This is a genomic window from Streptomyces sp. NPDC050658, from assembly GCF_044457025.1.
Lineage (GTDB): Bacteria > Actinomycetota > Actinomycetes > Streptomycetales > Streptomycetaceae > Streptomyces.
Genome location: NZ_JBITGM010000014.1, coordinates 160,918 through 185,270 on the forward strand (window position 1 = coordinate 160,918; position 24,353 = coordinate 185,270).

Sequence of the window (24,353 nt, forward strand, 5' to 3'; positions counted from 1 at the left end):
CGGGTGGGCGGGTGGGCCGGACAGAGCCTGGGCGTTCCACAGCGCCTCGCGCACGACAGCAATTCCTCGCACGGCCAATGCGCCGCCCAGGCGGCGGTGCGAGCGGAGGCGAGGATCATGCCCGGCGGTGGGGGTGGTGGGCGGGGGAGTCAGGGAGTCTCCTCTGCCGGGGCCCGGCCCGTCAGGGCCGTGAGGCTGGTGCGTACGTGGTCCATGTGGGCCCGCACCTCGTCCCACTCCTCGCCGTGCTCCCGCAGCAGCCGTTCCGTCTCGCGGGTGATCCGCTCCTCCTTGACCACCGCCTCGGCCACCAGTTCCGCGCCGCGTGCCTCCGCGTCCTCCTGGCCGTGGCGCGCCGACTCCTCCGCCTCGGCGAAGGCCCGCTTCCCCTCCGAGAGGCGGGCCTCGGCCGCCGCCACCTGCTGCGCCTCGCGGGCGTCCGCCGCCGTCACCGCCGCCGCGATCTCCCGCTCCACGGCCTCGCGGCGCTCGGCGTGCTCCTTCTCCTGGTCCGCGAGCAGCGTGGCGCTGCGCTGCCGCATGTCCCGCAGCGCGGCCAGGGCCTCGCCCCGGCGCTCCTTCACGTCACGGCGGGCCGCGATGCGTGCGTCGTCGGCCGTCGCGCGGGCCGCGAGAAGCCGCTGCCGGGCGCGTTCCTCGGCCTCGGCGCGCAGGTCGTCGGCGTACGCACGGGCGGTCGCGGCGACCTCTTGTGCCGCCGCGTCGGACTCGTCGCCCACCCGGCGGGCCTCCGTCTCCGCGCCGGCCCGCAGCTCCGCCGCCTCCGCCTCGCTCACCGCGAGGATCTGCTGGGCCCGTGCGCCCAGTTCCTCGTACGTCTGCGGGGCGAGGCCCGCGACCGCCTCCCGCAACCGGCCGAGTTCCGCCTCCATCTCCTTGGCGAGGACGGTGAGCCGCGCCGCGCGCTCCCACGCGTCGTCGCGTTCCCGGGACAGGCCGGAGGCGTACGCGTCCACCTGCTCGGGACGGTAGCCGCGTCCGCGTACGCCGACGAAGCCGTACGGCGACGCCGTTGCACCGCTGCTCATCCTTGAATCCCCTCTCCACCGCACCCCGCGCGCACTGCGCGATTGGCGCACATCTTGATGGATCAAGCGGAAGCGCTCATAACGCGACACTCCGCGCATCTCATCCGTTCAAGGATGCGTCATTTGGTGACAGAAGTCGGAATCGGTTCCGATACGGGGCCCAGTGGGCCGCCGGGGCATACGGACGAGGCGCCCGACCCTTGTCGCGGGTCGGGCGCCTCGGTGGTTCCTGCGGTGCCCCTGGCGGGGCTTCGTTCAGAGCAGGCCGTCCCACATCTGCTCGAGGAGGACGGACCACCAGCTCTCCGGGGACGCGAGCGCCGCCGGGTCGAGCGCGGCGAGCTGGCTCTGGAAGTCGACCGTCCAGCGACCAGCCTGCTCCTGGTTGAGGCCGAAGCGGAGTCGCCACATCCGGCCGAGCAGCGCCAGGCAGCGGGTGAACTCGGGCAGGCCCGTGTTCACGAACTGCGGCGGCACCGGAGCACCGCCCGGACCCGCCTCCACCGGCACGGCCACGATGTTCGCCGTGCCGTACTGGACGCAGATCGCGCGGCCGAAGTCGCTGCCCATGACGAGGTACGAACCGGCGTCCGACGCCGGCTGCACACCCCGCTCCTGAGCCGTCTCGGCAAGCGTCGGCACCGGACGGCCCGGCTGGGCCTGCGCCCAGAAGAACGGACCGAAGTCGACCGGCAGACCCGCCACCACGAGCGTGTGCGCCACGATGTCCGGCACGCCCTGCCGCGACACCGCGCGCTGGTCGAAGCGGAAGACGCCGGGCCCGAACGCGCCCGCCAGCTCCTGCGCGACGCCCTCCGGCGGGATCGGCGGCGCGGGCTGCACCTGCGGCAGCGGCGCGCGCACCGGCGCGGGGCGCGCCGGACCGTCCGCGACCTGGTGCAACTCGCCCTGGTGGGCCAGGAGTTGCTGCATGCCGCCCTGGCGCGACGCATGGTCCGTGCCGTACGGGGCGATGGACGTGATCCGCGCCTGCGGCCACGTCTCACGGATCATCCGGGCGCAGTACGCACCCGGCAGCTCGCAGGACTCCAGCTCGGTGTGGAGTTCGAGCACCTGCTGCGGCGGCACGTTCATGCCGCGCAGCTCGTGCAGGATCTGCCACTCCGGGTGCGGCGTACCGGGCGCCGAGCGGCGGATGAGCTGCTGCTCGGAGCCGTCCTGCGCGCGGTAGCGGAGCACGGCCTGGTAGCCGGGGCCGACGGTCGGCTGACCGGTGGGCGGCTGCGGATAGCCGTACGGCTGACCCGGCGCGGGCGGCGGCATGCCGGGAGCGCCGGGGCCCTGCGGAGGCGGCAACGGCGCACCGGGGCCGCCGACCGCGGGTCCCGCCAGCATCGTCGCGGCGTGGTGGACACCGCCGCCGGGGGGCGGGGTGCCGGGGGTGCCGGCACCGGGAGCACCGGGGGCACCCGGCGGCTTGATCCCGCCGGGACCGCCCAGGCTCGGGTCGGCCAGCATCGTCGCGGCGTGGTGCACGCCACCGGGCGGCGTACCCGGCGTACCGGGCGGGCCGGGAGGCTGCGGGGCACCCGGCGCTCCGGGAGCACCAGGAGCACCAGGAGGACCGGGCGGCTGCGGCGCACCAGGAGCACCAGGGGCACCCGGCGGCTTGATCCCGCCGGGACCGCCCAGGCTCGGGTCGGCCAGCATCGTCGCGGCGTGGTGCACCCCACCGGGCGGCGTACCCGGCGTACCGGGAGCACCCGGAGGCTGCGGGGCACCCGGCGCACCAGGAGCACCCGGAGCCGCAGGCGCACCCGGAGCCGCAGGCGGCTGAGGCCCGTCCGGACCCAGCGCCGACACCAGCTGCGTCGGGACGTAACCGCCCGCGGGCGTACCCGGAGCACCGGGCCCCGACGGCGGCGGCGTACTCCCCGGAGCCGCACCGGGAGTACCCGGCGCGCTCGGAGGCGGCGGCGTACCCGCACCGCTGCCCCGCGCGGAACGCGGCGGCGCCTCCGCCTTGCTGGTCGCGGCGTCGGCGATGTCACCCGCACCCGGAGCCGACACACCGGGAGCCGCCGGAGCGGGACCCTGCGGATAGCCGTACGCGGACGCGTCGGGCACGGCCGCACCCGGAGGCGGCGGCATGTTGACGGCCGCACCGGCGGGCGGCGGCGGCAGGTTCGGCCCCGGAGCGGCGGGAGCTGCGGGCGCACCCGGCACACCCGCGCCCGGCACGTCCAGCGCGGGCGCGACCGTCGTCGACGGCAGCGCGCTGCCGCCGTGCATCAGTGCGGTCTTGGCCTCCGGCGGCACACCGGGCGGCGGGGTGTCGTCGGCGTCCCCGCCGACCAGCGGCGGCGCGAAGACCGTCGCGGGCGCGGGCACCGAACCCTCGTCACCCGAAGCCCCGTTGGTGTCCGTGCCGTCCCACGGAGCGGCACCGCCGGGCGCACCCGACGATCCGGCCGCGGGCCACGGCGTACCGCCACCGGGCGCCTCGGGAGTCTCGGGAGCCGCCGCCGCGACCGGTGCGGGAGCTGCCGGTGCGGGCGCCTCAGGAGCCGAGGGAGTCGAGGGAGCCGACGGGACCGAAGGAGTCGAAGGCGCCGGAGAAGCCGCGGCACCCGCCCCCTGCGACGCGTCCGACCGCCGGTCCGGGATGCCCAGCTTGTCCGCCGCCTCCTGGAGCCACTCCGGAGGGCTCAACAGGAACGACGTCTGATTCAGGTCCACCCGCTCCGGCGGCGTTGGCGCGGGATCCTCCGGCGCCGCGTCCACGACGCCGTACTCCTCCTCGTACCGGCGAATCACCTCACCGACCGGGAGCCCCGGCCAGAGCGTGGCCTCGCCGCTGTCGCGGGCGATGACGAGCCGCTGCCGGCCGCCGTCGGAGACCGGACCGTTCTCCCGGTCCTCCGCCCACACCACGAAGCCGAGGTCGAACTCCCGGACCCGCACCTCACGGTGCTGATAGCCGGGCACGTCGCCGTTGATCCATTCCTCGGCGCGCTCCTGCGCCTGCGCGAAGGTCACCATCGCCAAGTCACTCCCCCACCGGAACGGCCTGCGCGAAGCCGCCGTCCACCATCAGGTTCGCCACGGTCTCCAGCTCCGGCGGGTTCCCCGCGAGCCGGGACAAGAACGCGTCGAAATCGTCGCCGCACGGCAGCAGCAGCCGCTCCACCCGCTCGGCGGGCTGCCAGCCGGCCGCCTCCGAGACGTCGCGCGCGTCGTCGTACGCGCAGAACCACACCGAACCGATCCGGTCGCCCTTGACCTTCACGGCGAGCAGCCCGCCCTGCACGAAGCCGACTCCCAAGTAGTCCTTGGTGAGATGGTCGCGCAGACACTTGTTCACGTACACCAGGTCGTTGACCGCGGCCTCGTCCCGCACCGTGAAGAACGGCTGGTCAACGAGGAGGCCCAGCTCCGCGTCGAGCGCGGCGCCGACCGGCGCGCAGCCGCCCGCCGCCTTCAGGAACGAGCGGTAGGCACCCGGCAGCCGGTAGCCCAGGTCCTCCTCGACGCCCAGCACCTGCTGCTCGCTCACCGCGACCGCCGACTTCGGCAGCGCGAGATGCGCGGGACGGGTCTCCTGGAGCGGGCGCGTGCCCCTCTTGTCGTGGTCCACGGCCGTCGTCGCGATGCCGCCGTGATGCCGGAGCAGCGCCTTCACCTCGACCGGCACCAGCTCAAGGCGGCGGCCGCCCGGCACGTGGTGCCAGGTCCAGCCGTGCGGGGTCGCCACCGGCGGGATCGTGTCCCACAGGTCATGGCCCGACGCCGCGAGCGCCGCGTTCGCGGAGACATAGTCCGTGAGCCGCAGCTCGTCGACGCCGAAGCCCTCCGGGGGCTCGGCGATCTCGGCCGCGGCGCGCGCGTAGGACGAGAAGTCCGGGTAGCCGTGCTCGTCCACGCGCACACCTCTGGGATGGCGCGAGGCCCGGACCGGGTCCGGGAAATGCACGACCTGCCCGGCGTAGGCCGCGTTCGGCGGCGCGGTCTGCTGCCCCAGCCGACCTGTCGTCATGGCGGTTGCCCCCTGCGGCACTGTTAATGGTTCTGCGGATCACTGTTCTGCGGTACTGCGGGTCGCCGTACCGCAAACTGCTTCTGCGTACTGCGAATGTCGACAGCCTATGCGTAAGGACGACACCGGTCACCGGGCCTCCGGTTCCATGACCAGCAGCCACCGCACCGTCACCGTGCGACGAAAGCCAGGCGTGTCGCGGCGGCCCGGCTTCCGCACCCCCCGCCCCATTTGGCAGGCTGTCTCCGCAACGCGGGGGCGTGGCACACGCGGTCGCACCGCGGGTTGCGGGGAGGGAAGCACCACCATGCACACGGCACAAACCAGTCGGTCAAGCCACACACCGTCCACGACGGCGGCCGCCGCGACCGGGGCGAACACCACCGGCTCGGGCGACCCCCGCGTCGGCTGGAGCAGCACCTCCGCGCACGCGCCCGCCCTGCGCCAGCGCCGCGACGGCATCCTGCCCACCGTCGCCGCCGCGCTCTCCGTGCGCGGCGCCACCCTCACCTGCACCGCGGGGCGCGGCGAGGAGCCGCCCGCCCTTCACCCGCTCGTGCAGGACTTCCTCGACACCCTCACCAGCGGCCAGCGGGAACGCTTCACCGGGCGGTGCGCCGAGGCGATCCTCATCTCCCGGCACCTCACGGCCGCCGACGGCAGCCGCTCCAAACGCGCGGCGCGAAAACCGATGACCAACGGCGAGGCCCGCAAGGCCCTCAAGCACGCCAAGCTCACCACCCGCCGCATCCGCGAGGACGGCGACCCCCTGCACGGCGGCTTCGCCCGCCCCTGCCGCTCCTGCACCGCGCTCACGGCGCACTTCGGCGTACGAGTCGTGGACCCGACCACCGCCGAAGCCTGACCCCCCCACCGAGCCGCGCTACCGCAAGAGGGCCCATGCACACCGAACAGCAGCACACCGCTCCCGCCGCCGCGTCCCCCCGCTTCTCCGTCCCCGTCGACGCCGCCCTGCGCGCGGCGGGCTGGACGCCGGGACGCTGGGACATAAAGCAGGCCGAGATCTGGGCCGACGTCCTGCGCGAGCACATCTCGCCGGCGGGGCACCGGCACACCGTCTTCCCGGCGGCCGTCGAGGCCTGGGCGGAGTTCGGCGGACTGCACATCACCCCGCAGGGCCCCGGGCGGCAGATAGCCCCGGCCACCATGCATCTCGACCCGTTGTACGGGCTGCACATGGCGCGCACCCTCGGGGACCTGGGCCGGGCGCTCGACACGGAGGTCTGCCCGATCGGGGAGGAGAGCGAGACGCAGGCGCTGCTGGCGATCGACGCGGAGGGGCGCTTGTACTCCCTGGACCACAGCGGCGACTGGTACCTCGGCGCGCACATCGACCAGGCCCTGGACACGCTGCTGTCGGGCGCGCGGCCGGAACGCCTCAGGGCGGTCTGACGGCTTACGCGGCGGCCCCGGCCGGCGGCACAGCCGAAACTACGCCCCCGCCGGCAGTACCGCGGAGACCCGGAACCCGCCCGCGTCCGTCGGCCCCGACACAAACACACCCCCCAGAGCGGTGACCCGCTCCTTCATGCCCACCAGGCCGTTGCCGCCGCTCGGCAGCCGCGCGTCGGCGGGGCCCGCCTCCGGCGGCGGCTCGTTCTCCACCTGCATCGCGATCTCCGCGCCGCGGTGCGCGAGCCGGACGTACGTCTTCGCTCCGGCCGCGTGCTTGTGGACGTTGGTCAGCGCTTCCTGGACCACTCGGTACGCCGTCTGCTCGACCTCGGCGGCGTACGCGCGCGTCTCGCCCTCCACCGACAGATCGACCGCCATCCCCGCGGCACGGGACTGCCCCACCAGCTCGTCCAGCTCGGCCAGGCACGGCCCGTCCTCGTCCACCGCACGCGAGGCGGCGGCAGCAGCGGCGAACCCCACGGCGGCGAGCGGCACGGCGTCGGAGGCCGCCACCGATGCGGTGGCCGTCGCTTTGGTCGCCTTGGACTCTTTGGTCCGCAGGACCCCGAGCATCTCCCGCAGCTCGGTCAGCGCCTGGCGTCCCATGTCACCGACGAGGGCGGCGTTCTTGACGGCCTTCTCGGGATCTTTCCGGGCCACGGCCTGGAGGGCGGCCGCGTGCACGACCATCAGACTCACCCGATGGGCGACGACGTCATGCATCTCACGGGCGATCCGCGTCCGCTCCTCGTTCCGGGCCCACTCGGCCCGCTCCTCGGCCCGCTCGGCGAGCAGCTGCAACTCCCGCTCCAGGCTGTCGGCACGCTCCCGGAGGCTCTCCATGAGCCGCCGCCGGGCTCCCACGTACAGGCCTAGCAGGATCGGCGGGGCGGTAACCCCAATGGAAGTCGTAATCGCGATAAAGGGTATGAACCCCTCGGCGAACGCCAGATCCCCGCTCGCCATGTCCTGCCGCGTCCGCACCAGCGTGACGATCAGCGTCCCGAGGAGCGACATCCCGGCGAGGGACCCGATGATCCGCCGGGGCAGCTCGGAAGCGGCGAGCGAGTAGAGCCCCACGATGGTCAGCAGAATGCCCATCTGCGCGGGAGTGATCCCGATCGAGATGAGCACCACGGCGATCGGCCACCGCCGCCGCAGCACCAGCGCCGACCCGGCGACGACCCCGAAGCCGACCCCCACCGGCACCGGAATCCCCGTGTCCCCCGCGAACGTGATCCCCTCGGCCCCGCACTCGGCGGCCGAGGCCAGCGCGAGCCCCACATCAAGCACGGCACTGCGCCGCCGCTCCCACCACCACGGCCCGGTCACGGCCGCCGCGTGGCTCTCCCCCGTCGTGGTCATGCCTTCCAGCCTACGGGCGCGAAGCCCTCCTTTTCCGGCGAGTTTCCCGTGCGGTGATCCAACACACGCGTCGTTCGAGAAGAAGCGAAACCTGCCGGTATCCCTCGAACCCCTGAACCAATGATCATTTCGCAGCGGAATCCTGCATTCCGGGCGCCCCGCGAGACGGGTCGGAAGGCATCGATCTACACCGTCGCGTGGAGGGCGTCACGTACGGCATAGTGTTGGGTGCCCGGCCGAGGACCTGACGCAATGTCCGGTTTCGGTCGCTTCCATCCCCCGTGGTGTAATTGGCAGCACTGTGGCTTTTGGTGCCATCTGTCCGGGTTCGAGTCCTGGCGGGGGAGCTTCTTCTGTTCGGGTCCTGACGGTCACAGTCGGGACCCGCCCTCATTTCCGCCCCACAACGCCCCGGTATCCTGCGGATGTCCACTCCCCGCACTTTCGAAGCCGAAGGGCACCCTTGTGAGCGCCAACAGCCCGGCAGCCGTCGTCGTCCTCGCAGCGGGTGAGGGCACCCGTATGAAGTCGGCCACCCCCAAGGTCCTGCACGAGATCTGCGGACGGTCCCTGATCGGGCATGTGCTCCAGGCCGCGTACGCGCTGAGCCCCGAGCGGCTCGTCACCGTCGTCGGGTTCGCGCGCGAGAAGGTCGTCGAGCACCTCGGGGGCATCGCGCCCGACGTGCGTACGGCCTATCAGAGCGAGCAGAAGGGGACCGGGCACGCCGTCCGGATCGCGCTCGAGGAGCTCGGCGGTTCCGTGGACGGGACCGTCATCGTCGTGTGCGGCGACACCCCGCTGCTGACCGGCGCGACGCTGCAGGCGCTGGCCGCCACGCACTCCGCCGACGGGAACGCCGTCACCGTCCTGACCGCCGAGGTGCCGGACGCGACCGGGTACGGCCGCATCGTGCGGGACGGCGAGAGCGGCGCCGTGACCGCCATCGTCGAGCACAAGGACGCCACGGACGCGCAGCGCGCCATCCGGGAGATCAACTCCGGCGTCTTCGCCTTCGACGGCGCGCTGCTCGCGGACGCGCTCGGCAAGGTCCGCACGGACAACAGCCAGGGCGAGGAGTACCTGACGGATGTGCTCGGGATCCTGCGGGAGGCGGGGCACCGGGTCGGCGCCTCCGTCACCGCCGATCACGAGGAGATCGCCGGGATCAACAACCGCGTACAACTGGCCGCGGCCCGGCGCACGTTGAACGACCGCCTGCTCACCGAGGCGATGCTGGCCGGCGTCACGGTCGTCGACCCCGCGTCGACGTGGATCGACGCGACGGTGACGTACGAGCAGGACGCGCTCGTGCACCCCGGTACGCAGCTGCAGGGCGCCACGCACCTCGGGGAGGGCGCCGAGGTCGGCCCCAACACCCGTCTCACGGACGTGCGGGTCGGCGCCGGGGCCCGGGTCGACAACACCGTCGCGGTCAGCGCCGAGGTCGGGGAGCGGGCGAGCGTCGGTCCGTACGCGTATCTGCGGCCGGGCACCCGGCTTGGGGTGAAGGCCAAGGCGGGTACGTATGTGGAGATGAAGAACGCGACGATCGGCGACGGCTCGAAGGTGCCGCACCTGTCGTACGTGGGCGACGCGACGATCGGCGAGTGCTCCAACATCGGCGCCGCGAGCGTCTTCGTGAACTACGACGGCGAGGCGAAGCACCACACGACGGTGGGGTCGCACTGCCGGACCGGTTCGGACAACATGTTTGTGGCTCCTGTCACCATCGGGGACGGCGCGTACACCGCCGCCGGGTCCGTGATCACGAAGGATGTGCCGGCCGGTTCGCTGGCCGTCGCGCGGGGCCAGCAACGGAATATCCAGGGCTGGGTGGCCCGTAAGCGTCCGGGGAGCGCGGCCGCGAAGGCGGCGGAGGCGGCGTCCCGGGACCCCAAGAGTCCGGACAGCGCAAGCTGACCGGAAACAGGTGCGTCTGACACGGCGTACCGTGATAGGTGCACACATCGGCCGACTCGACGCACCGGGACGCGTGAGTACGGCAGCGGGACGAACTCTCTGAGGAGACAGTGCTGTGACCGGGATCAAGACGACCGGCGAGAAGAAGTTGATGCTCTTCTCCGGCCGCGCCCACCCCGAGTTGGCCGAGGAGGTCGCACACAAGCTGGGTGTCGGCATCGTGCCGACGAAGGCCTTCGATTTCGCCAACGGCGAGATCTACGTCCGCTACCAGGAGTCGGCCCGCGGCGCCGACTGCTTCTTGATCCAGAGCCACACCGCTCCGATCAACAAGTGGATCATGGAGCAGCTCATCATGATCGACGCGCTGAAGCGCGCGTCGGCCCGCTCCATCACCGTCATCGTGCCGTTCTACGGGTACGCCCGTCAGGACAAGAAGCACCGTGGCCGCGAGCCGATCTCGGCCCGGCTGGTCGCCGACCTGATGAAGACCGCGGGCGCGGACCGCATCCTCACGGTCGACCTGCACACGGACCAGATCCAGGGCTTCTTCGACGGCCCGGTCGACCACCTCTTCGCCCTGCCGGTCCTCGCGGACTACGTGGGCGCGAAGGTCGACCGCTCGAAGCTGACCGTGGTCTCCCCGGACGCCGGCCGCGTGCGCGTCGCCGACCGCTGGTGCGACCGCCTCGGCGCGCCGCTGGCGATCGTGCACAAGCGCCGCGACAAGGACGTCGCCAACCAGGTCACCGTGCACGAGGTCGTCGGTGACGTGAAGGGCCGCGTCTGCGTCCTGGTCGACGACATGATCGACACCGGTGGCACGATCTGCGCCGCCGCAGACGCCCTGTTCGCGCACGGCGCGGAGGACGTCATCGTGACGGCCACGCACGGCGTGCTGTCCGGCCCGGCCGCGGACCGTCTGAAGAACTCCAAGGTGAGCGAGTTCGTCTTCACGGACACCCTGCCCGACCCGGGCGACCTGGAGCTCGACAAGATCACGGTGCTCTCGATCGCGCCGACGATCGCGAACGCGGTGCGCGAGGTCTTCGAGGACGGTTCGGTGACGAGCCTCTTCGACGAGCAGGCGTAGCGCTCGTAAAGATCCTTTTGGGTGCGGCCTCCCCGCCGAGTAGACTGTGCGAGTTGCTCGGCGAGGGAGGCCGTTCTCATTCCGGATACGGGGTGTGTACGGCGGTCCGTTATCGACGCGCTCTTCGTAGCAGGCCAGTAGTCGTATGGCCGGGTGACCGTCCCCGAGCTCTTCAGGAGCAGGGGGACCCCCTTCATCGATTGACCTGACCTACGAGGAGTAGTCATGGCTGAGATCAAGCTCGCCGCTGAGGCCCGCACCGAGTTCGGCAAGGGCGCCGCCCGCCGCATCCGCCGCGAGAACAAGGTTCCCGCGGTCGTCTACGGCCACGGCAACGAGCCGGCCCACATCACCCTTCCCGGCCACGAGCTGAACCTGGCCCTTCGCCAGTCCAACGTGCTGCTCGCCATCGACGTCGCGGGCAAGCCCGAGCTGGTCATCCCGAAGGCCGTCCAGCGCGACGCCATCAAGGGCTTCCTGGAGCACGTCGACCTGCTGCTCGTCCGCCGCGGCGAGAAGGTCAACGTCGAGGTCCCGGTCCACACCGAGGGCGAGCTGGCCCCGGGCGGCAACCTGCTCGAGCACGTCCTGAACGCGCTGCCGGTCGAGGCCGAGGCCACCCACATCCCGGAGTCGGTCACCGTCTCCGTCGCCGGTCTCGAGGCCGGTGCCACCGTCCTCGCCAAGGACATCACGCTGCCCGCCGGCACCACCCTGGCCGTCGAGGACGACGCCGTCGTCCTTCAGGTCCTGGCCGCGCAGGCCGAGGAGGCCTCCGAGGCCGCCGAGGGCGAGGGCGACGAGGCCGCCGAGGCCTGAGCCTCAGCCCGGCGCTCGACCGAGCCCGACTGACAACCGCCGTCCCGCGCTCCTGCGCGGGGCGGCGGTTGAGCTATGAAGGAGACATGCAGATGACGACGGATCCCGGCGCCCCCTATCTGATCGTGGGTCTGGGCAATCCAGGTCCCGGTTACGCGATGAACCGGCACAACGTGGGCTTCATGGTGGCCGACCTGCTCGCCGACCGGATCGGCGGCACGTTCAAGCGGGCGGGCCGCGCGCAGGCGCAGGTCCTGGAGGGCCGGATCGGTCCCGTCGGTCCGGCGAACCGCCGGGTGGTCCTGGCGAAGCCGATGTCGTACATGAACGTCTCGGGTGCCCCGGTGACGGCGCTGCGGGACTTCTACAAGGTGCCGACGGCGAACATCGTGACGGTCCACGACGAGCTGGACATCGACTACGGGACGCTGCGGCTGAAGCTGGGCGGCGGCGACAACGGCCACAACGGTCTGAAGTCGATGACGAAGGCGATGGGCCCGGACTACCACCGGGTGCGGTTCGGCATCGGCCGTCCGCCGGGCCGGATGCAGGTGGCCGACTTCGTCCTGAAGGACTTCTCGTCGACGGAGCGCAAGGAGCTCGACTACTTCGTGGACCGGGCGGCCGACGCGGTGGAGGCGCTGGTCATCGACGGTCTGGAGCGGGCGCAGAGTTCGTACAACTCCTGAGCACCGCCCCTGCGAGTGTTGACTGAGCGCAGTCATATGGCCAAGGATCGCCGCCATGAACGCGCTGCTTCTCGGACGTCGTACGGCGATGGGCGGGCTCGCGGTGCTGCTGCTGGTCGCCGGGGTCTGGGCGTCCTGGGGCACCGCGCAGCATGTGATGCTCACGGGTGAGCGGGAGCGCGGGACGATGCGGATCTCGCGCTGCGACGCCGACGAGTGCGTGGGGTCGTACGTTCCCGGATCGGCCGGCTCGAAGCCGCGTGAGCGGGTGGTGATCGACCGCTCCATCGCGGAGAAGAAGGGTGCGCGGATCCCGGTGGCGGTGAAGCCGGGCACCACGGAGGTCGTCCGCGCGGGCGGCCCCGGCTTCCTGCACGCCTGGCTCCCGCTGGGCGGCGCGCTGCTCCTGGCCGCGGTGGTGGTCGCCGGCGGGCTGCGCCTGCGCCGCACGGCCTGGGCCCTGGCCCTGACCGGCGGCGCCCTGCTGACGGCGTCGTACGCGTCCCTGACGTTCCAGCGCCCGGGCAGCGGCTAGGACCCGTCCTAGCTCTTCCTGTGCCCTATCAGCCGCGGCTTCGGCTCGAGCCCGTCCAGGCCGTGCCACGCCAGGTTCACCAGGTGCGCCGCGACCTCCGCCTTCTTCGGCTTGCGGACGTCCAGCCACCACTGGCCCGTGAGCGCGACCATGCCCACCAGCGCCTGTGCGTACAGCGGGGCCAGCTTCTGGTCGAAGCCCCGGGTCTTGAACTCCTGGCCGAGGATGTCCTCGACCTGCGTCGCGATGTCGGAGATGAGGGACGCGAACGTGCCTGTCGACTGCGCCACCGGGGAGTCGCGGACCAGGATGCGGAAGCCGTCCGTGTACGTCTCGATGTAGTCGAGGAGGGCGAACGCGGCCTGCTCCAGCAACTCCCTCGGATGGCCCGCCGTCAGCGCGCCCGTCACCATGTCGAGCAGCGCCCGCATCTCGCGGTCGACCACCACCGCGTACAGCCCCTCCTTGCCGCCGAAGTGCTCGTACACGACCGGCTTGGAGACGCCCGCCTTCGCGGCGATCTCCTCCACCGACGTGCCCTCGAAGCCCTTGGCGGCGAAGAGGGTGCGCCCGATGTCCAGCAGCTGCTCCCGGCGCTCGGCACCCGTCATCCGGGTGCGGCGCGCACGCCGGGGCTGCTTCTCCTTGCCGGAAGAGCTGGAAGTGCCTGAGCTGCTGGAGTCGGTCGCCACGTCGTCAATCATGCCGGGCCGACGGTCTTCGGCTTCCGGCGGGACTCGATACGGGACGCGGAGGGCCAGCGCACGTCCGTCGCCCAGCCCAATTGCTCGCACCAGCGGATGATCCGCGCCGACGAGTCCAGCTGGCCCTTCATCACGCCGTGCCGCGCCGACGTCGGGTCCGCGTGGTGCAGGTTGTGCCAGGACTCACCGCACGAGAGGACGGCCAGCCACCACACGTTGCCCGAGCGGTCGCGGGACTTGAAGGGGCGCTTGCCCACCGCGTGGCAGATCGAGTTGATCGACCACGTGACGTGGTGCAGCAGCGCCACGCGGACCAGCGAACCCCAGAAGAACGCCGTCGCCGCGCCCCACCAGGACATCGTCACCAGACCGCCCACCAGCGGCGGGATCGCCAGCGAGACGATCGTCCAGAGCAGGAACTGGCGGGAGATCCGGCGGATCGCCGGGTCCTTGATCAGATCCGGTGCGTACTTCTCCTGCGGCGTCTGCTCCTCGTCGAACATCCAGCCGATGTGCGCCCACCACAGGCCCTTCATCAGGGCGGGGACGGTCTCGCCGAAGCGCCACGGGGAGTGCGGGTCGCCCTCCGCGTCCGAGAACTTGTGGTGCTTGCGGTGGTCGGCGACCCAGCGGACCAGGGGCCCCTCCACCGCCATCGACCCCGCCACGGCCAGCGCGATCCGCAGCGGACGCTTCGCCTTGAAGGAGCCGTGCGTGAAGTAGCGGTGGAACCCGATCGTGATGCCGTGGCACCCCAGGTAGTACATGAAGACCAGCAGACCGAGGTCCAGCCAGCTCACGCCCCAGCCCCAGACCAGCGGCACCGCCGCGACCAGGGCCAGGAACGGCACGACGATGAACAGGAGCAGCGTGATCTGTTCGAGTGACCGCTTCTGCTCACCGCCCAGCGTCGCCGAGGGCATCGGGGCGGCGTCCGGAGCCGCCGGCGGAGCGTCTTCGATCACATCGGTGTCGGAGTACGCATCGGAAGATGTGGTCATGGGCACGTCCCCTGTGGGGTCGAGGGTGAGGGTTACAGCGCGGGTGCGACGGGCGCACAGTCACGGACACCCGCGTTTTCTACGGTCCCGTAACCTACGGCGTCGTAAGTATGGCAGTGCGGGACCTGGCGGCAAGAGGCCGTGAGCCCGTGCCGCGAGGTGACACTTATCCTTGGAAACGGTCGGACAGCGCGGTCCGCTCTTTATCTCCCCCGGAACCCGGATTCCTATCCGAGCGGGGACCCCTCCCAGACCTGACGTGCTTCAACACTGCAAGGAGCCGCACCTGTGAGCAGTGCCGACGACCAGACGACCAGCGCCAGCACCGAGCTGCGTGCCGACATCCGCCGCCTCGGCGACCTGCTGGGCGAGACCCTCGTACGTCAGGAGGGTCCCGAGCTCCTCGAACTGGTCGAGAAGGTCCGCCGCCTGACCCGCGAGGACGGCGAGGCCGCCGCCCGCCTCCTCGGCGGTACGGAACTGGAGACCGCCGCCAAGCTGGTCCGCGCCTTCTCCACGTACTTCCATCTGGCGAACGTGACCGAGCAGGTCCACCGAGGCCGTGAGCTGCGCGCCCGCCGGGCCGCCGAGGGCGGGCTCCTCGCCCGTACCGCGGACCGCCTCAAGGACGCCGACCCCGAGCACCTGCGCCAGACCGTGCAGCACCTCAATGTGCGGCCCGTCTTCACCGCGCACCCCACCGAGGCCGCCCGCCGGTCGGTCCTGAACAAGCTGCGCCGCGTCGCCGAGCTGCTCGAGACGCCGGTCATCGAGTCCGACCGGCGCCGCCACGACACCCGGCTGGCCGAGAACATCGACCTGGTGTGGCAGACCGACGAGCTGCGCGTGGTCCGCCCGGAGCCCGCCGACGAGGCCCGCAACGCCATCTACTACCTGGACGAGCTGCACTCCGGCGCCGTCGGTGACGTACTCGAAGACCTGACGGCCGAGCTGGAGCGAGTCGGCGTGGAGCTGCCCGAGGGCACCCGGCCGCTGACCTTCGGCACCTGGATCGGCGGCGACCGCGACGGCAACCCGAACGTGACCCCGCAGGTCACCTGGGACGTCCTGATCCTCCAGCACGAGCACGGCATCAACGACGCGCTCGACATGATCGACGAGCTGCGCGGCTTCCTCTCCAACTCCATCCGCTACACCGGAGCCACCGAGGAGCTGAAGGCCTCCCTCCAGTGCGACCTGGAGCGGCTGCCCGAGATCAGCCCGCGCTACAAGCGGCTCAACGCGGAGGAGCCGTACCGCCTCAAGGCCACCTGCATCCGGCAGAAGCTGGAGAACACCAAGGAGCGCCTGGCGCGCGGCACCGCCCATGAGCCGGGCCGCGACTACCTCGGCACCGGCGAGCTGCTGCACGACCTCACCCTCGTCCAGACCTCCCTGCGCGAGCACAAGGGCGGTCTGTTCGCGGACGGCCGGATGAACCGCACGATCCGTACGCTCGCGGCCTTCGGTCTCCAGCTGGCGACCATGGACGTACGCGAGCACGCGGACGCCCACCACCACGCGCTCGGCCAGCTCTTCGACCGGCTCGGCGAGGAGTCCTGGCGGTACGCGGACATGCCGCGCGAGTACCGGCAGAAGCTGCTCGCGAAGGAGCTGCGCTCGCGGCGCCCGCTCGGCCCGTCCCCGGCGCCGGTGGACGCGGCGGGCGAGAAGACGCTCGGGGTGTTCCTCACCGTCAAGAAGGCCCTGGAAGTCTTCGGGCCCGAGGTCATCGAGTCGTACATCATCTCGATGTGCCAGGGTGCCGACGATGTCTTCGCGGCTGCCGTGCTGGCCCGCGAGGCCGGTCTCATCGACCTGCACGCGGGCTGGGCGAAGATCGGCATCGTGCCGCTCCTGGAGACCACGGACGAGCTGCGCGCCGCCGACGTCATCCTCGACGAGATGCTGGCCGACCCGTCCTACCGCCGGCTCGTCGCGCTGCGCGGCGACGTCCAGGAGGTCATGCTCGGCTACTCGGACTCCTCCAAGTTCGGCGGCATCACGACCTCGCAGTGGGAGATCCACCGCGCCCAGCGCAGGTTGCGTGACGTCGCGCACCGCTACGGGGTCCGGCTCCGGCTCTTCCACGGCCGCGGCGGAACGGTCGGCCGCGGTGGCGGTCCGTCCCACGACGCGATCCTCGCCCAGCCGTGGGGCACGCTGGAGGGCGAGATCAAGGTGACCGAGCAGGGCGAGGTCATCTCCGACAAGTATCTGGTGCCGTCCCTGGCCCGCGAGAACCTCGAACTGACGGTCGCGGCCACGCTCCAGGCCTCCGCCCTGCACACCGCTCCCCGCCAGTCGGACGAGGCGCTCGCCCGCTGGGACGCCGCCATGGACGTCGTCTCGGACGCCGCGCACTCCGCGTACCGCAGGCTGGTCGAGGACCCTGACCTGCCGACATACTTCCTCGCGTCGACGCCGGTCGACCAGCTCGCCGACCTGCACCTCGGCTCCCGGCCCGCCCGCCGCCCCGGCTCGGGCGTCTCGCTCGACGGTCTGCGGGCCATCCCGTGGGTCTTCGGCTGGACCCAGTCGCGGCAGATCGTGCCGGGCTGGTTCGGGGTCGGGTCGGGCCTGAAGGCGCTGCGCGAGGCGGGCCTGGAAACGGTGCTCACCGAGATGCAGGAGCACTGGCACTTCTTCAAGAACTTCATCTCGAACGTGGAGATGACGCTGGCCAAGACGGACCTGCGGATCGCCCGGCACTACGTGGACACGCTCGTCCCCGACGAGTTGAAGCACGTCTTCGACGTCATCGAGGCCGAGCACGCGCTGACGGTGCAGGAGGTCCTGCGGATCACCGGCGGCGAGGAACTGCTCGACTCCCAGCCGGAGCTCCAGCAGACGTTCGGCATCCGCGACGCCTACCTGGACCCGATCTCGTACCTCCAGGTGGCGCTCCTGAAGCGGCAGCGGGACGCGGCCGCGGCGGGCGAGGAGCCCGATCCGCTGCTCGGCCGTGCGCTGCTGCTGACCGTCAACGGCGTGGCGGCCGGTCTGCGAAACACTGGCTGACGTTTCTGCCGAAGGCGCCTGTTCCCCGTCGGGCACGACCCGAGGGGGCGGGCGCCTTCGCCGTGTGCGCCACCGCCTCCAGGAACTCCAGCCGGTTGCCCACCGGATCACTGGAGTAGAACCGCCGCCGCCCCGGCAGCGCGTCGTCCCACTCGACGTCCGCACCGCGCGAGGCGAGCCGCTCGGCGTACGCCTCGATGTCCCGCACCCGCAGCCCCGGGTGCGCCTTCAGCGCCGGACGGAAGCCGGGCTCGATGCCCAGGTGCAGTTCGACGGCGCCCGCCCGGAACCAGCAGCCGCCGCGCGCCGCGAGGGCCGGGGGCTTGGGTAGCTCCGTCATGCCGAGTACGTCGGTGTAGTAGGCCCGCAGCTGCGGCTCGCTGCCCGGTGGGGCGGCCAGTTGTACGTGGTCGACGGCCGCCAGCATCAGGCTCCGGCCCCCTTCCGGGCCACCGCGAACACCCTGCGGAAGGGGAAGACCGTGCCCGCGGGGCCGGCCGGGTAGGCCGTGCGCAGGAGTCCGGCGTATTCGGAGAGGAAGGCGTCGCGGGCCTCCGGGTCGTCCGCGAGGGCCGTCAGGACCGGGCGCAGGCCCGTGCCCTTCACCCAGTCGAGAACCGGGTCCGCGCCCTTGAGGAGGTGCAGGTACGTCGTCTCCCAGGCGTCCACCTCGCAGCCGAGGGCCACCAGGCGCTCCAGGTAGGCCGCCGGCGAGAGCACCGCGTCCGCGTGGCGCAGGACCTCGCCGAGGCGGGAGCGCCAGCGCGCGGACTCGCTCAGCTCCCGCATCAGGACATGGCTGGGGGCGTCGAAGTTGCCGGGGACCTGGAAGGCGAGGACGCCGCCGGGGGTGAGCGCGGCGGTCCAGGCGGGGAAGGAGTCCGGGTGGCCGGGCACCCACTGCAGGGTCGCGTTGGAGAGGATCAGGTCGTACGTCCCCTCGGGCGGCGCCCAGTTCGCCGCGTCCGCCGCCGCGAAGTCGAGGCGTCCGCCGCCTCCCGTGGGTCCGGCCAGGCCTTCCGCCCGCTCCAGCATCTGTGCCGAGTTGTCGTATCCCGTGATGTGCGCGGCGGGCCACCGGTCGGCGAGCAGGCACGTGACATTGCCGGGGCCGCAGCCGAGGTCGGCGATGCGGGGTGGGCGGCCGTCGGGGGAAGGGAGTTCGGGGACGCGGGCCAGGAGGTCCACGAAGGGGCGGGCCCGGTGTCCCGCATGGCGCAGATACTGGGCCGGATCCCAGGTGGGAGCGGCTGCGGCGGCAGGGGTGTGGGCGGCTGCGGGCATCGGCTTGGCCTCCTGAAGTCACGTACCTCGACGTCGTATCGCCATCTTGATCCCCGAAGTATCTTGACGTCAAGAGACTTCATGTCGACAGACCCCCTACACTGATCGTCATGGAGGACGAGGTCGATCGGCTGGTCGCAGCGTGGCGCCGGGAGCGCCCTGACCTCGACGTGGAACCGCTCGAGGTCCTCAGCCGTGTCAGCAGGCTGGCGCGGCATCTCGACCGGGCGCGCCGGCTCGCGTTCTCCGAGCACAGCCTGGAGCCCTGGGAGTTCGACGTCCTGACGTCGCTGCGGCGCGCGGGCGCGCCCTATCAGCTCTCCCCCGGCCAGCTGCTCACCCAGACCCTGGTGACGTCCGGCACGATGACCAACCGCATCGACCGCCTCGCGAAGAAGGGCCTCGTCGAGCGGCTGCCGGATCCCAGCGACCGGCGCGGCGTGCTCGTGCGCCTCACCGAGGAGGGGCAGAACAGGGCCGACCAGGCGCTCGCCGGACTGCTCGACCAGGAGCGGGCGATCCTCGCCGAACTCTCCCGCGCCCAGCGCGGGGAACTGGCGGCGCTGCTACGCCAGTTGACCGCCCCGTTCGACAACATCCCCGGCTAGGTCGACCGGTCCGACCCCCGCCCTGCGGGCCAGCGCGACGGCCGCGAGGGTGGAGTGGACGCCCAGCTTCCCCAGCACGTTCTGCATATGCGTACGCACCGTGTGCGGGGACAGGAAGAGCCGCTCGGCCACGGCCTTGCGCCCGAGCCCGGCCACCATGCAGCGCAGCACCTCGCGCTCACGCGGGGTCAGCGACTCCACAAGACGCTCCGACTCCGTGCGGTGCTTGCGCGCGGCGGTCAGCTCGCGCAGCACGCCGGTGAGCAGCGCGGGCGGCAGATGCGTCTCCTCGCGCAGCACGCCCCGGATGACGGTGAGCAGCCGGGACAGGGAGCAGTCCTTGGCGACCCAGCCCGACGCGCCCGCCTGCAGCGCGAGCGCGGCTCGGCGCGGGTCGTCCTTCTCGGCGAGCACCACCGTACGCACCATCGGCTGGCCGGAACGGACCCCGGCCACCAGCGAGATGCCGTCGACCAGACCGTCCGCGTTGCCCTCCTGGACGGACGGCGCGGGCCTGACGCCCTGCATCGCGCTCGCGGACGCGCCGAGGTCGGCGTCGACGAGCAGCACGTCGTACCTGCGGCCCTCGGCTATCGCGCGCTCGAGGCAGCGCAGCGCGGCCGGGCCGCTGCCCGCCGCGGACACGTCGACGTCCGGCTCCGCCGCGAGCGCCGCGGCGAGCGACTCGGCGAAGATGCGATGGTCGTCGACGACCAGGACTCGGATGCGAACCACTGAAACCCCCTTCCCCAGGCTCTCCGCGGAGAGCAGGGGATACCCCATCATCGGGAGAACGCACGGTGCGGGTACGACGCCCGGATCGGGGGTCGCCACAGCCGCACGGCCGCCGCCGTGCAGTGACCGCTACCCCCAAGCCGGGCGTCGTACCCGACTGTCTCGCCCCCTGAACGGTGCCGGCCCCCACCGGCACTGCCCTCAGAGTAGGGCCGGAAGGCAGGAGCGGAAGGTGATTTACAGAACTGATTGGCCAGCGCGTTTATGGTGAGCCGTATGTTTCGTATGGAGACAGGAGTCGACAAAGCGCGGTTCGCTCTGCTGCTGAACGGTCTGGAGAACGCGAACGACGCGGCGTCCCCCGCGATCCGCGCCCTGCGCGGCACCCTCCAGGACCGCGAAGTCCCGCTGGCCGTCTGGGTACTTGACGGGGCGGACACCCTGGTCGGCGGCCTCGCCGGACACACCTGGGGCCGCTGGCTCCACGTGAACCACCTCTGGGTCGACGAGGCCCACCGGGGCACGGGCGTCGGCTCCCGCCTCCTCGCCGAGGCGGAACGCGTCGCCCGCGAGGAACGGGACTGCCTCAACTCCCGGGTGGAGACCTGGGACTTCCAGGCCCCCGCCTTCTACCGGGGCCAGGGCTACGAGGTGGTGTCGGTGATCCCCGACTACCCGGAAGGGGCCAAGGAGTTCACCCTGACGAAGAAGTTGGGCTGAGAAAGGGGGTTGCGGGCCCCGCACTCAAGGCCCGCACTCAAGGACCGCCCGCGAAGCCCGCCCCTCACGCCACCCGCCGCGCCCCCGCCGAAGCAACCGCCGGGAACACCCGCGGCGCCGCATGGCCCGCGTCCGCGAACGCGGCCAGGACCGCCTTCGTGACCGTCTCCGCCTCCGCTTCCTCCACCAGGACGATCGCCGAGCCGCCGAAGCCGCCGCCCGTCATCCGGGAGCCGAGCGCGCCCGCCGCGTTCGCCGTGGCGACCACCAGGTCCAGCTCCTCGCAGGAGATGCGCAGGTCGTCCCGCAGGGACAGATGGCCCTCGGTCAGGACCGGGCCGATCGCGCGGGCGTCGCCCGCGTCGAGGAGGGCGATCACCCGCTCGACGCGGTGGTCGTCGGAGACGATGTGGCGGACGTAGCGGCGGACCCTTTCGTCCGTCAACTTCGCGAGGGCCGCGTCGAGTTCGGCGTACGCGACGTCCCGCAGATGTGTGACGCCGAGGATCCGCGCCCCCTCCTCGCAGCCGGCCCGCCGCTCGGCGTACGCGCCGTCCCCCAGCTCGTGCTTGACCCGCGTGTCGACCACCAGGAGCCGCAGGCCCTGGGCCGCCAGGTCGAAGGGGACCTGGCGGATGGACAGGTCGCGGCAGTCGAGGTGCAGGGCGTGGCCCGCCTGGCAGCACGCGGAGGCCGTCTGGTCCATGACGCCGCAGGGGACGCCGACGAAGGCGTTCTCGGCACGCTGCGAAAGGACCGCCAGCTCCGGCCCGGAAAGACCGAGTTCGCAGAGGTCGTTCAGGGCGAACGCCGTCACGACCTCCAGGGCCGCCGAGGAGGACAGACCCGCTCCGGTCGGGACCGTCGAGGCCAGATGGATGTCCGCGCCGCCCGACACCTCGTGGCCCGCGTCCCGCAGCGCCCACACCACTCCCGCCGGGTAGGCGGCCCAGCCGCCCTGCCCGTATTTCGAGAGGGGGGTCAGCTCGTCGACCCGCAGTTCGGTGACCGGTGCGTCGATGTCCGCCGAGTGGAGGCGGAGCACGCCGTCCGTGCGGCGCGCGACCGCCGCCACCGCCGTGTGCGGCAGCGCGAGCGGCATCACGAAGCCCTCGTTGAAGTCCGTGTACTCGCCGATCAGGTTGACCCGGCCGGGTGCCGACCAGACCCCGTCCGGCGCGTACCCGTAGAGCTCCGTGAACTGCCCCGCTACGTCCATGAGTTACCCCTCAACCACAGTTACCGCTGAGCGAACGCCCACGCGTCCGCGACGATGCCCGCGAGATCCGCGCGGGTCGGGTTCCAGCCGAGCTTCTCGCGTGCGGTGGCGGCCGAGGCGACGAGCGTCGCCGGGTCGCCGCCGCGGCGCGGGGCCATCACCTCGGGGATGGGGTGCCCGGTGACCTCCCGCACGGTCTCGATGACCTCGCGCACGGAGAAGCCGTTTCCGTTGCCGAGGTTGCAGATCAGGTGCTCGCCGGGCGTCGCCGCGTCGACCGCGAGGAGGTGCGCCCGGGCGAGGTCGGCGACGTGGATGTAGTCGCGTACGCAGGTGCCGTCGGGGGTCGGGTAGTCGTCCCCGAACACCGAGATCGCCTCGCGCCTGCCCTGGGCCACCTGGAGGACGAGGGGGATCAGGTGCGACTCGGGGTCGTGCCGCTCGCCGTACGCCCCGTACGCGCCCGCCACGTTGAAGTAGCGCAGCGACACCGCGGCCAGGCCGTGGGCCGCCGCCTCACCGGTGATCATGTGGTCGACGGCGAGCTTCGAGGCGCCGTACGGAGAGGTGGGCGCGGTGGGGTCGGTCTCCGTGATGGGGGTGCTGACCGGTTCGCCGTACGTCGCCGCCGTAGAGGAGAAGACGAGCCTGCGGACGCCCGCGTCGCGCATCGCGGCGAGCAGCGCCATCGTGCCGCCGACGTTGTTATCCCAGTACTTCTCGGGCTTCACGACGGACTCGCCGACCTGCGAGAACGCTGCGAAGTGCAGGACCGCGTCGTAGGAGGGGTCCAGCCACTTGGCGGCATCGCGGATGTCGCCCTCGATGAACTTCGCGCCGGACGGGACGCCCTCGCGGAAGCCGGTGGAGAGGTTGTCGAGGACGGTCACCTCGTGCCCGGCCTCGATCAGATGCTGGGCCACCACACTTCCGACATAGCCCGCACCGCCGGTGACCAGGTACTTACCGCTCATGAACTCGCTACCTCTCGCAGTCGCTGGGCCGCGGCTTCCGGCGGCACGTCGTTGATGAACACACTCATGCCGGATTCGGAACCCGCGAGGAACTTCAGCTTGCCCGAAGTGCGGCGAATGGTGAAAAGCTCGAGGTGGAGGGCGAAGTCGTCCCGGTTGACCCCGTCATGTCCGTCCAGGGACCCGAAGGGCGCCTGATGCCAGGCCGCGATGTACGGGGTCGCCTTCTCACCTTCGCCGAAGATCCGGTCGAAGCGCCTCAACAGTTCCAGATAGACCTGGGGAAACTCTGTGCGCGCGGCCTCGTCGAGCCCGAGCAGGTCGGGCACCCGGCGCTTGGGGTAGAGGTGCACCTCGTACGGCCAGTGCGCGCTGTAGGGGACGAACGCGACCCAGTGTTCGGCGTCCAGGACCACCCGCTCGCCGGCCAGCTCGTCGGCCACGACGTCGTCGAAGAGATTGCGGCCGCCCGTCGCCTCCTTGTGCGCGGCGAGGGACCTCAGCATCAGGGACGTACGCGGTGTGACGAAGGGATAGGCGTAGATCTGGCCGTGCGGGTGGCCGAGGGTCACGCCGATCTCGGCGCCGCGGTTCTCGAAGCAGAAGACCTGCTCCACGGAGGGCAGGTGGGAGAGCTCGGCGGTGCGGTCCGTCCAGGCGTCGAGGACGAGTCCGGCCTGTTCCTCGGTGAGGTCGGCGAAGGACGCGTCGTGGTCGGAGGTGAAGCAGACGACCTCGCAGCGTCCGGCGTCCCCGGCGAGCGAGGGGAAGCGGTTCTCGAAGACCGCGACGTCGTACGAGGAGTCGGGGATCTCGCTCAGCCGCTCGCCCGCAGAGGGGCAGAGCGGGCATTCGTCGGCCGGCGGGTGGTAGGTGCGGCCCTGGCGGTGCGAGGCGATGGCGACACGGTCGCCGAGCAGCGGGTCGCGGCGGATCTCCGATGTGGTGGAGATGGGGTCGAGCGGCCTGCGGTCCACAGCGTCACGCACCGCGTCGTCGCGCGAGTCGTAGTAGATGAGCTCACGACCGTCTGCGAGACGGGTCGAGGTCTTCTTCACGTCCGGGGCTCCTCACCAACACCCATCAAACATAACCGCACACAACAAACCACAAGGCAACAGCATCGTCAATGGTGCGATGAGGCGGGCCCGGAGCAGGCCGGAACTGGGCGTGATCTATGCGTCCGATCACAATCCAACAA

The 24,353-nt window shown here is 71.7% G+C and carries 21 protein-coding genes, 1 tRNA gene and 1 pseudogene; 11 read left to right on the plus strand and 12 right to left on the minus strand.

The genetic code is table 11. From position 1 onward, the window contains the following. Positions 1-149 precede the first annotated feature (149 nt). The 3 genes from ACIBKX_RS36110 to ACIBKX_RS36120 form a co-directional block, all read right to left on the minus strand. The gene (locus ACIBKX_RS36110) at positions 150-1,049 is read right to left on the minus strand and encodes a cellulose-binding protein (protein ID WP_363270075.1); all 900 of its coding nucleotides are present in this window, start codon (positions 1,047-1,049) and stop codon (positions 150-152) included. 255 nt (positions 1,050-1,304) lie between these two features. Further along, positions 1,305-4,052 (minus strand): SUKH-4 family immunity protein, encoded by a 2,748-nt coding sequence (locus ACIBKX_RS36115; RefSeq protein WP_363270074.1) that lies wholly within the window; start codon positions 4,050-4,052, stop codon positions 1,305-1,307. Between the two features lie 7 nt (positions 4,053-4,059). Next, positions 4,060-5,046 carry an SMI1/KNR4 family protein gene (locus tag ACIBKX_RS36120; protein ID WP_363270073.1) on the minus strand — a complete coding sequence of 329 codons (987 nt, stop codon included), beginning with the start codon at positions 5,044-5,046 and terminating at the stop codon, positions 4,060-4,062. Positions 5,047-5,353: 307 nt separating this feature from the next. On the opposite strand from ACIBKX_RS36120, the gene ACIBKX_RS36125 reads away from it, so the two are divergent. Both ACIBKX_RS36125 and ACIBKX_RS36130 read left to right on the plus strand, forming a co-directional pair. After that, a complete protein-coding gene (locus ACIBKX_RS36125; protein ID WP_363270072.1) occupies positions 5,354-5,911 on the plus strand; it encodes a YwqJ-related putative deaminase in 558 nt (185 codons plus the stop codon). Between the two features lie 35 nt (positions 5,912-5,946). Continuing rightward, positions 5,947-6,459: an SUKH-3 domain-containing protein gene (locus ACIBKX_RS36130; RefSeq protein WP_363270071.1), complete on the plus strand. Its 513-nt coding sequence runs from the start codon at positions 5,947-5,949 to the stop codon at positions 6,457-6,459. Positions 6,460-6,498: 39 nt separating this feature from the next. On the opposite strand, the gene ACIBKX_RS36135 is transcribed toward ACIBKX_RS36130, so the two are convergent. After that, positions 6,499-7,827 carry a histidine kinase gene (locus ACIBKX_RS36135; RefSeq protein WP_363270070.1) on the minus strand — a complete coding sequence of 443 codons (1,329 nt, stop codon included), beginning with the start codon at positions 7,825-7,827 and terminating at the stop codon, positions 6,499-6,501. A 275-nt stretch (positions 7,828-8,102) separates the two neighbouring features. On the opposite strand from ACIBKX_RS36135, the gene ACIBKX_RS36140 reads away from it, so the two are divergent. The 6 genes from ACIBKX_RS36140 (at position 8,103) to ACIBKX_RS36165 (ending at position 12,886) form a co-directional block, all read left to right on the plus strand. Next, a tRNA-Gln gene (locus ACIBKX_RS36140) sits at positions 8,103-8,174 on the plus strand. A 118-nt stretch (positions 8,175-8,292) separates the two neighbouring features. Next, positions 8,293-9,750, plus strand: coding sequence for a bifunctional UDP-N-acetylglucosamine diphosphorylase/glucosamine-1-phosphate N-acetyltransferase GlmU (glmU, locus tag ACIBKX_RS36145; RefSeq protein WP_363270069.1), 1,458 nt, complete (start codon positions 8,293-8,295; stop codon positions 9,748-9,750). 115 nt (positions 9,751-9,865) lie between these two features. Further along, positions 9,866-10,843, plus strand: a complete 978-nt coding sequence (locus tag ACIBKX_RS36150; RefSeq protein WP_266866016.1) for a ribose-phosphate diphosphokinase — start codon at positions 9,866-9,868, stop codon at positions 10,841-10,843. A 225-nt stretch (positions 10,844-11,068) separates the two neighbouring features. Further along, positions 11,069-11,662: a 50S ribosomal protein L25/general stress protein Ctc gene (locus ACIBKX_RS36155; protein WP_363270068.1), complete on the plus strand. Its 594-nt coding sequence runs from the start codon at positions 11,069-11,071 to the stop codon at positions 11,660-11,662. Positions 11,663-11,748: 86 nt separating this feature from the next. Further along, positions 11,749-12,351: an aminoacyl-tRNA hydrolase gene (gene pth, locus ACIBKX_RS36160; protein WP_363270067.1), complete on the plus strand. Its 603-nt coding sequence runs from the start codon at positions 11,749-11,751 to the stop codon at positions 12,349-12,351. 55 nt (positions 12,352-12,406) lie between these two features. Next, positions 12,407-12,886, plus strand: coding sequence for a hypothetical protein (locus ACIBKX_RS36165; protein ID WP_363270066.1), 480 nt, complete (start codon positions 12,407-12,409; stop codon positions 12,884-12,886). 8 nt (positions 12,887-12,894) lie between these two features. Here the strand turns inward: ACIBKX_RS36165 and ACIBKX_RS36170 are convergent, their stop codons facing one another. After that, positions 12,895-13,590: a TetR/AcrR family transcriptional regulator gene (locus tag ACIBKX_RS36170; RefSeq protein WP_363270065.1), complete on the minus strand. Its 696-nt coding sequence runs from the start codon at positions 13,588-13,590 to the stop codon at positions 12,895-12,897. After that, complete coding sequence (locus tag ACIBKX_RS36175; protein ID WP_363270064.1) at positions 13,587-14,591, minus strand: fatty acid desaturase; 1,005 nt, start codon at positions 14,589-14,591, stop codon at positions 13,587-13,589. The genes ACIBKX_RS36170 and ACIBKX_RS36175 overlap by 4 nt, the downstream gene beginning before the upstream one ends. Before the next feature lie 288 nt (positions 14,592-14,879). Between ACIBKX_RS36175 and ppc the strand changes: the two genes are divergently transcribed. Then, a complete protein-coding gene (gene ppc, locus ACIBKX_RS36180; RefSeq protein ID WP_363270063.1) occupies positions 14,880-17,612 on the plus strand; it encodes a phosphoenolpyruvate carboxylase in 2,733 nt (910 codons plus the stop codon). A gap of 70 nt (positions 17,613-17,682) precedes the next feature. Here the strand turns inward: ppc and ACIBKX_RS36185 are convergent. Together ACIBKX_RS36185 and ACIBKX_RS36190 are read right to left on the minus strand one after the other, a co-directional pair. Continuing rightward, positions 17,683-18,039 (minus strand): annotated as a pseudogene (locus ACIBKX_RS36185) (VOC family protein); the annotation flags it as partial. After that, positions 18,039-18,896, minus strand: coding sequence for a trans-aconitate 2-methyltransferase (locus tag ACIBKX_RS36190; protein WP_363270061.1), 858 nt, complete (start codon positions 18,894-18,896; stop codon positions 18,039-18,041). The gene ACIBKX_RS36190 and the pseudogene ACIBKX_RS36185, both read right to left, overlap by 1 nt. Positions 18,897-19,006: 110 nt before the next feature. On the opposite strand from ACIBKX_RS36190, the gene ACIBKX_RS36195 reads away from it, so the two are divergent. Then, positions 19,007-19,504, plus strand: a complete 498-nt coding sequence (locus tag ACIBKX_RS36195; protein WP_363270060.1) for a MarR family transcriptional regulator — start codon at positions 19,007-19,009, stop codon at positions 19,502-19,504. On the opposite strand, the gene ACIBKX_RS36200 is transcribed toward ACIBKX_RS36195, so the two are convergent. Continuing rightward, positions 19,463-20,239 carry a response regulator transcription factor gene (locus tag ACIBKX_RS36200; RefSeq protein WP_360770453.1) on the minus strand — a complete coding sequence of 259 codons (777 nt, stop codon included), beginning with the start codon at positions 20,237-20,239 and terminating at the stop codon, positions 19,463-19,465. The two genes, ACIBKX_RS36195 and ACIBKX_RS36200, sit on opposite strands and share 42 nt — an antisense overlap. 264 nt (positions 20,240-20,503) lie before the next feature. Between ACIBKX_RS36200 and ACIBKX_RS36205 the strand changes: the two genes are divergently transcribed. Then, positions 20,504-20,959 (plus strand): GNAT family N-acetyltransferase, encoded by a 456-nt coding sequence (locus ACIBKX_RS36205; RefSeq protein ID WP_363270145.1) that lies wholly within the window; start codon positions 20,504-20,506, stop codon positions 20,957-20,959. 64 nt (positions 20,960-21,023) lie between these two features. On the opposite strand, the gene galK is transcribed toward ACIBKX_RS36205, so the two are convergent. The 3 genes from galK to galT are packed head-to-tail and all read right to left on the minus strand — an operon-like array spanning position 21,024 to position 24,210. Continuing rightward, entirely contained in the window at positions 21,024-22,178 is a 1,155-nt protein-coding gene (galK, locus tag ACIBKX_RS36210; RefSeq protein ID WP_363270059.1) for a galactokinase, read from the minus strand. A 20-nt stretch (positions 22,179-22,198) separates the two neighbouring features. After that, positions 22,199-23,152: a UDP-glucose 4-epimerase GalE gene (gene galE / locus ACIBKX_RS36215; protein WP_363270058.1), complete on the minus strand. Its 954-nt coding sequence runs from the start codon at positions 23,150-23,152 to the stop codon at positions 22,199-22,201. Further along, positions 23,149-24,210, minus strand: a complete 1,062-nt coding sequence (gene galT, locus ACIBKX_RS36220; RefSeq protein WP_363270057.1) for a galactose-1-phosphate uridylyltransferase — start codon at positions 24,208-24,210, stop codon at positions 23,149-23,151. The genes galE and galT overlap by 4 nt, the downstream gene beginning before the upstream one ends. Positions 24,211-24,353: the final 143 nt, after the last annotated feature.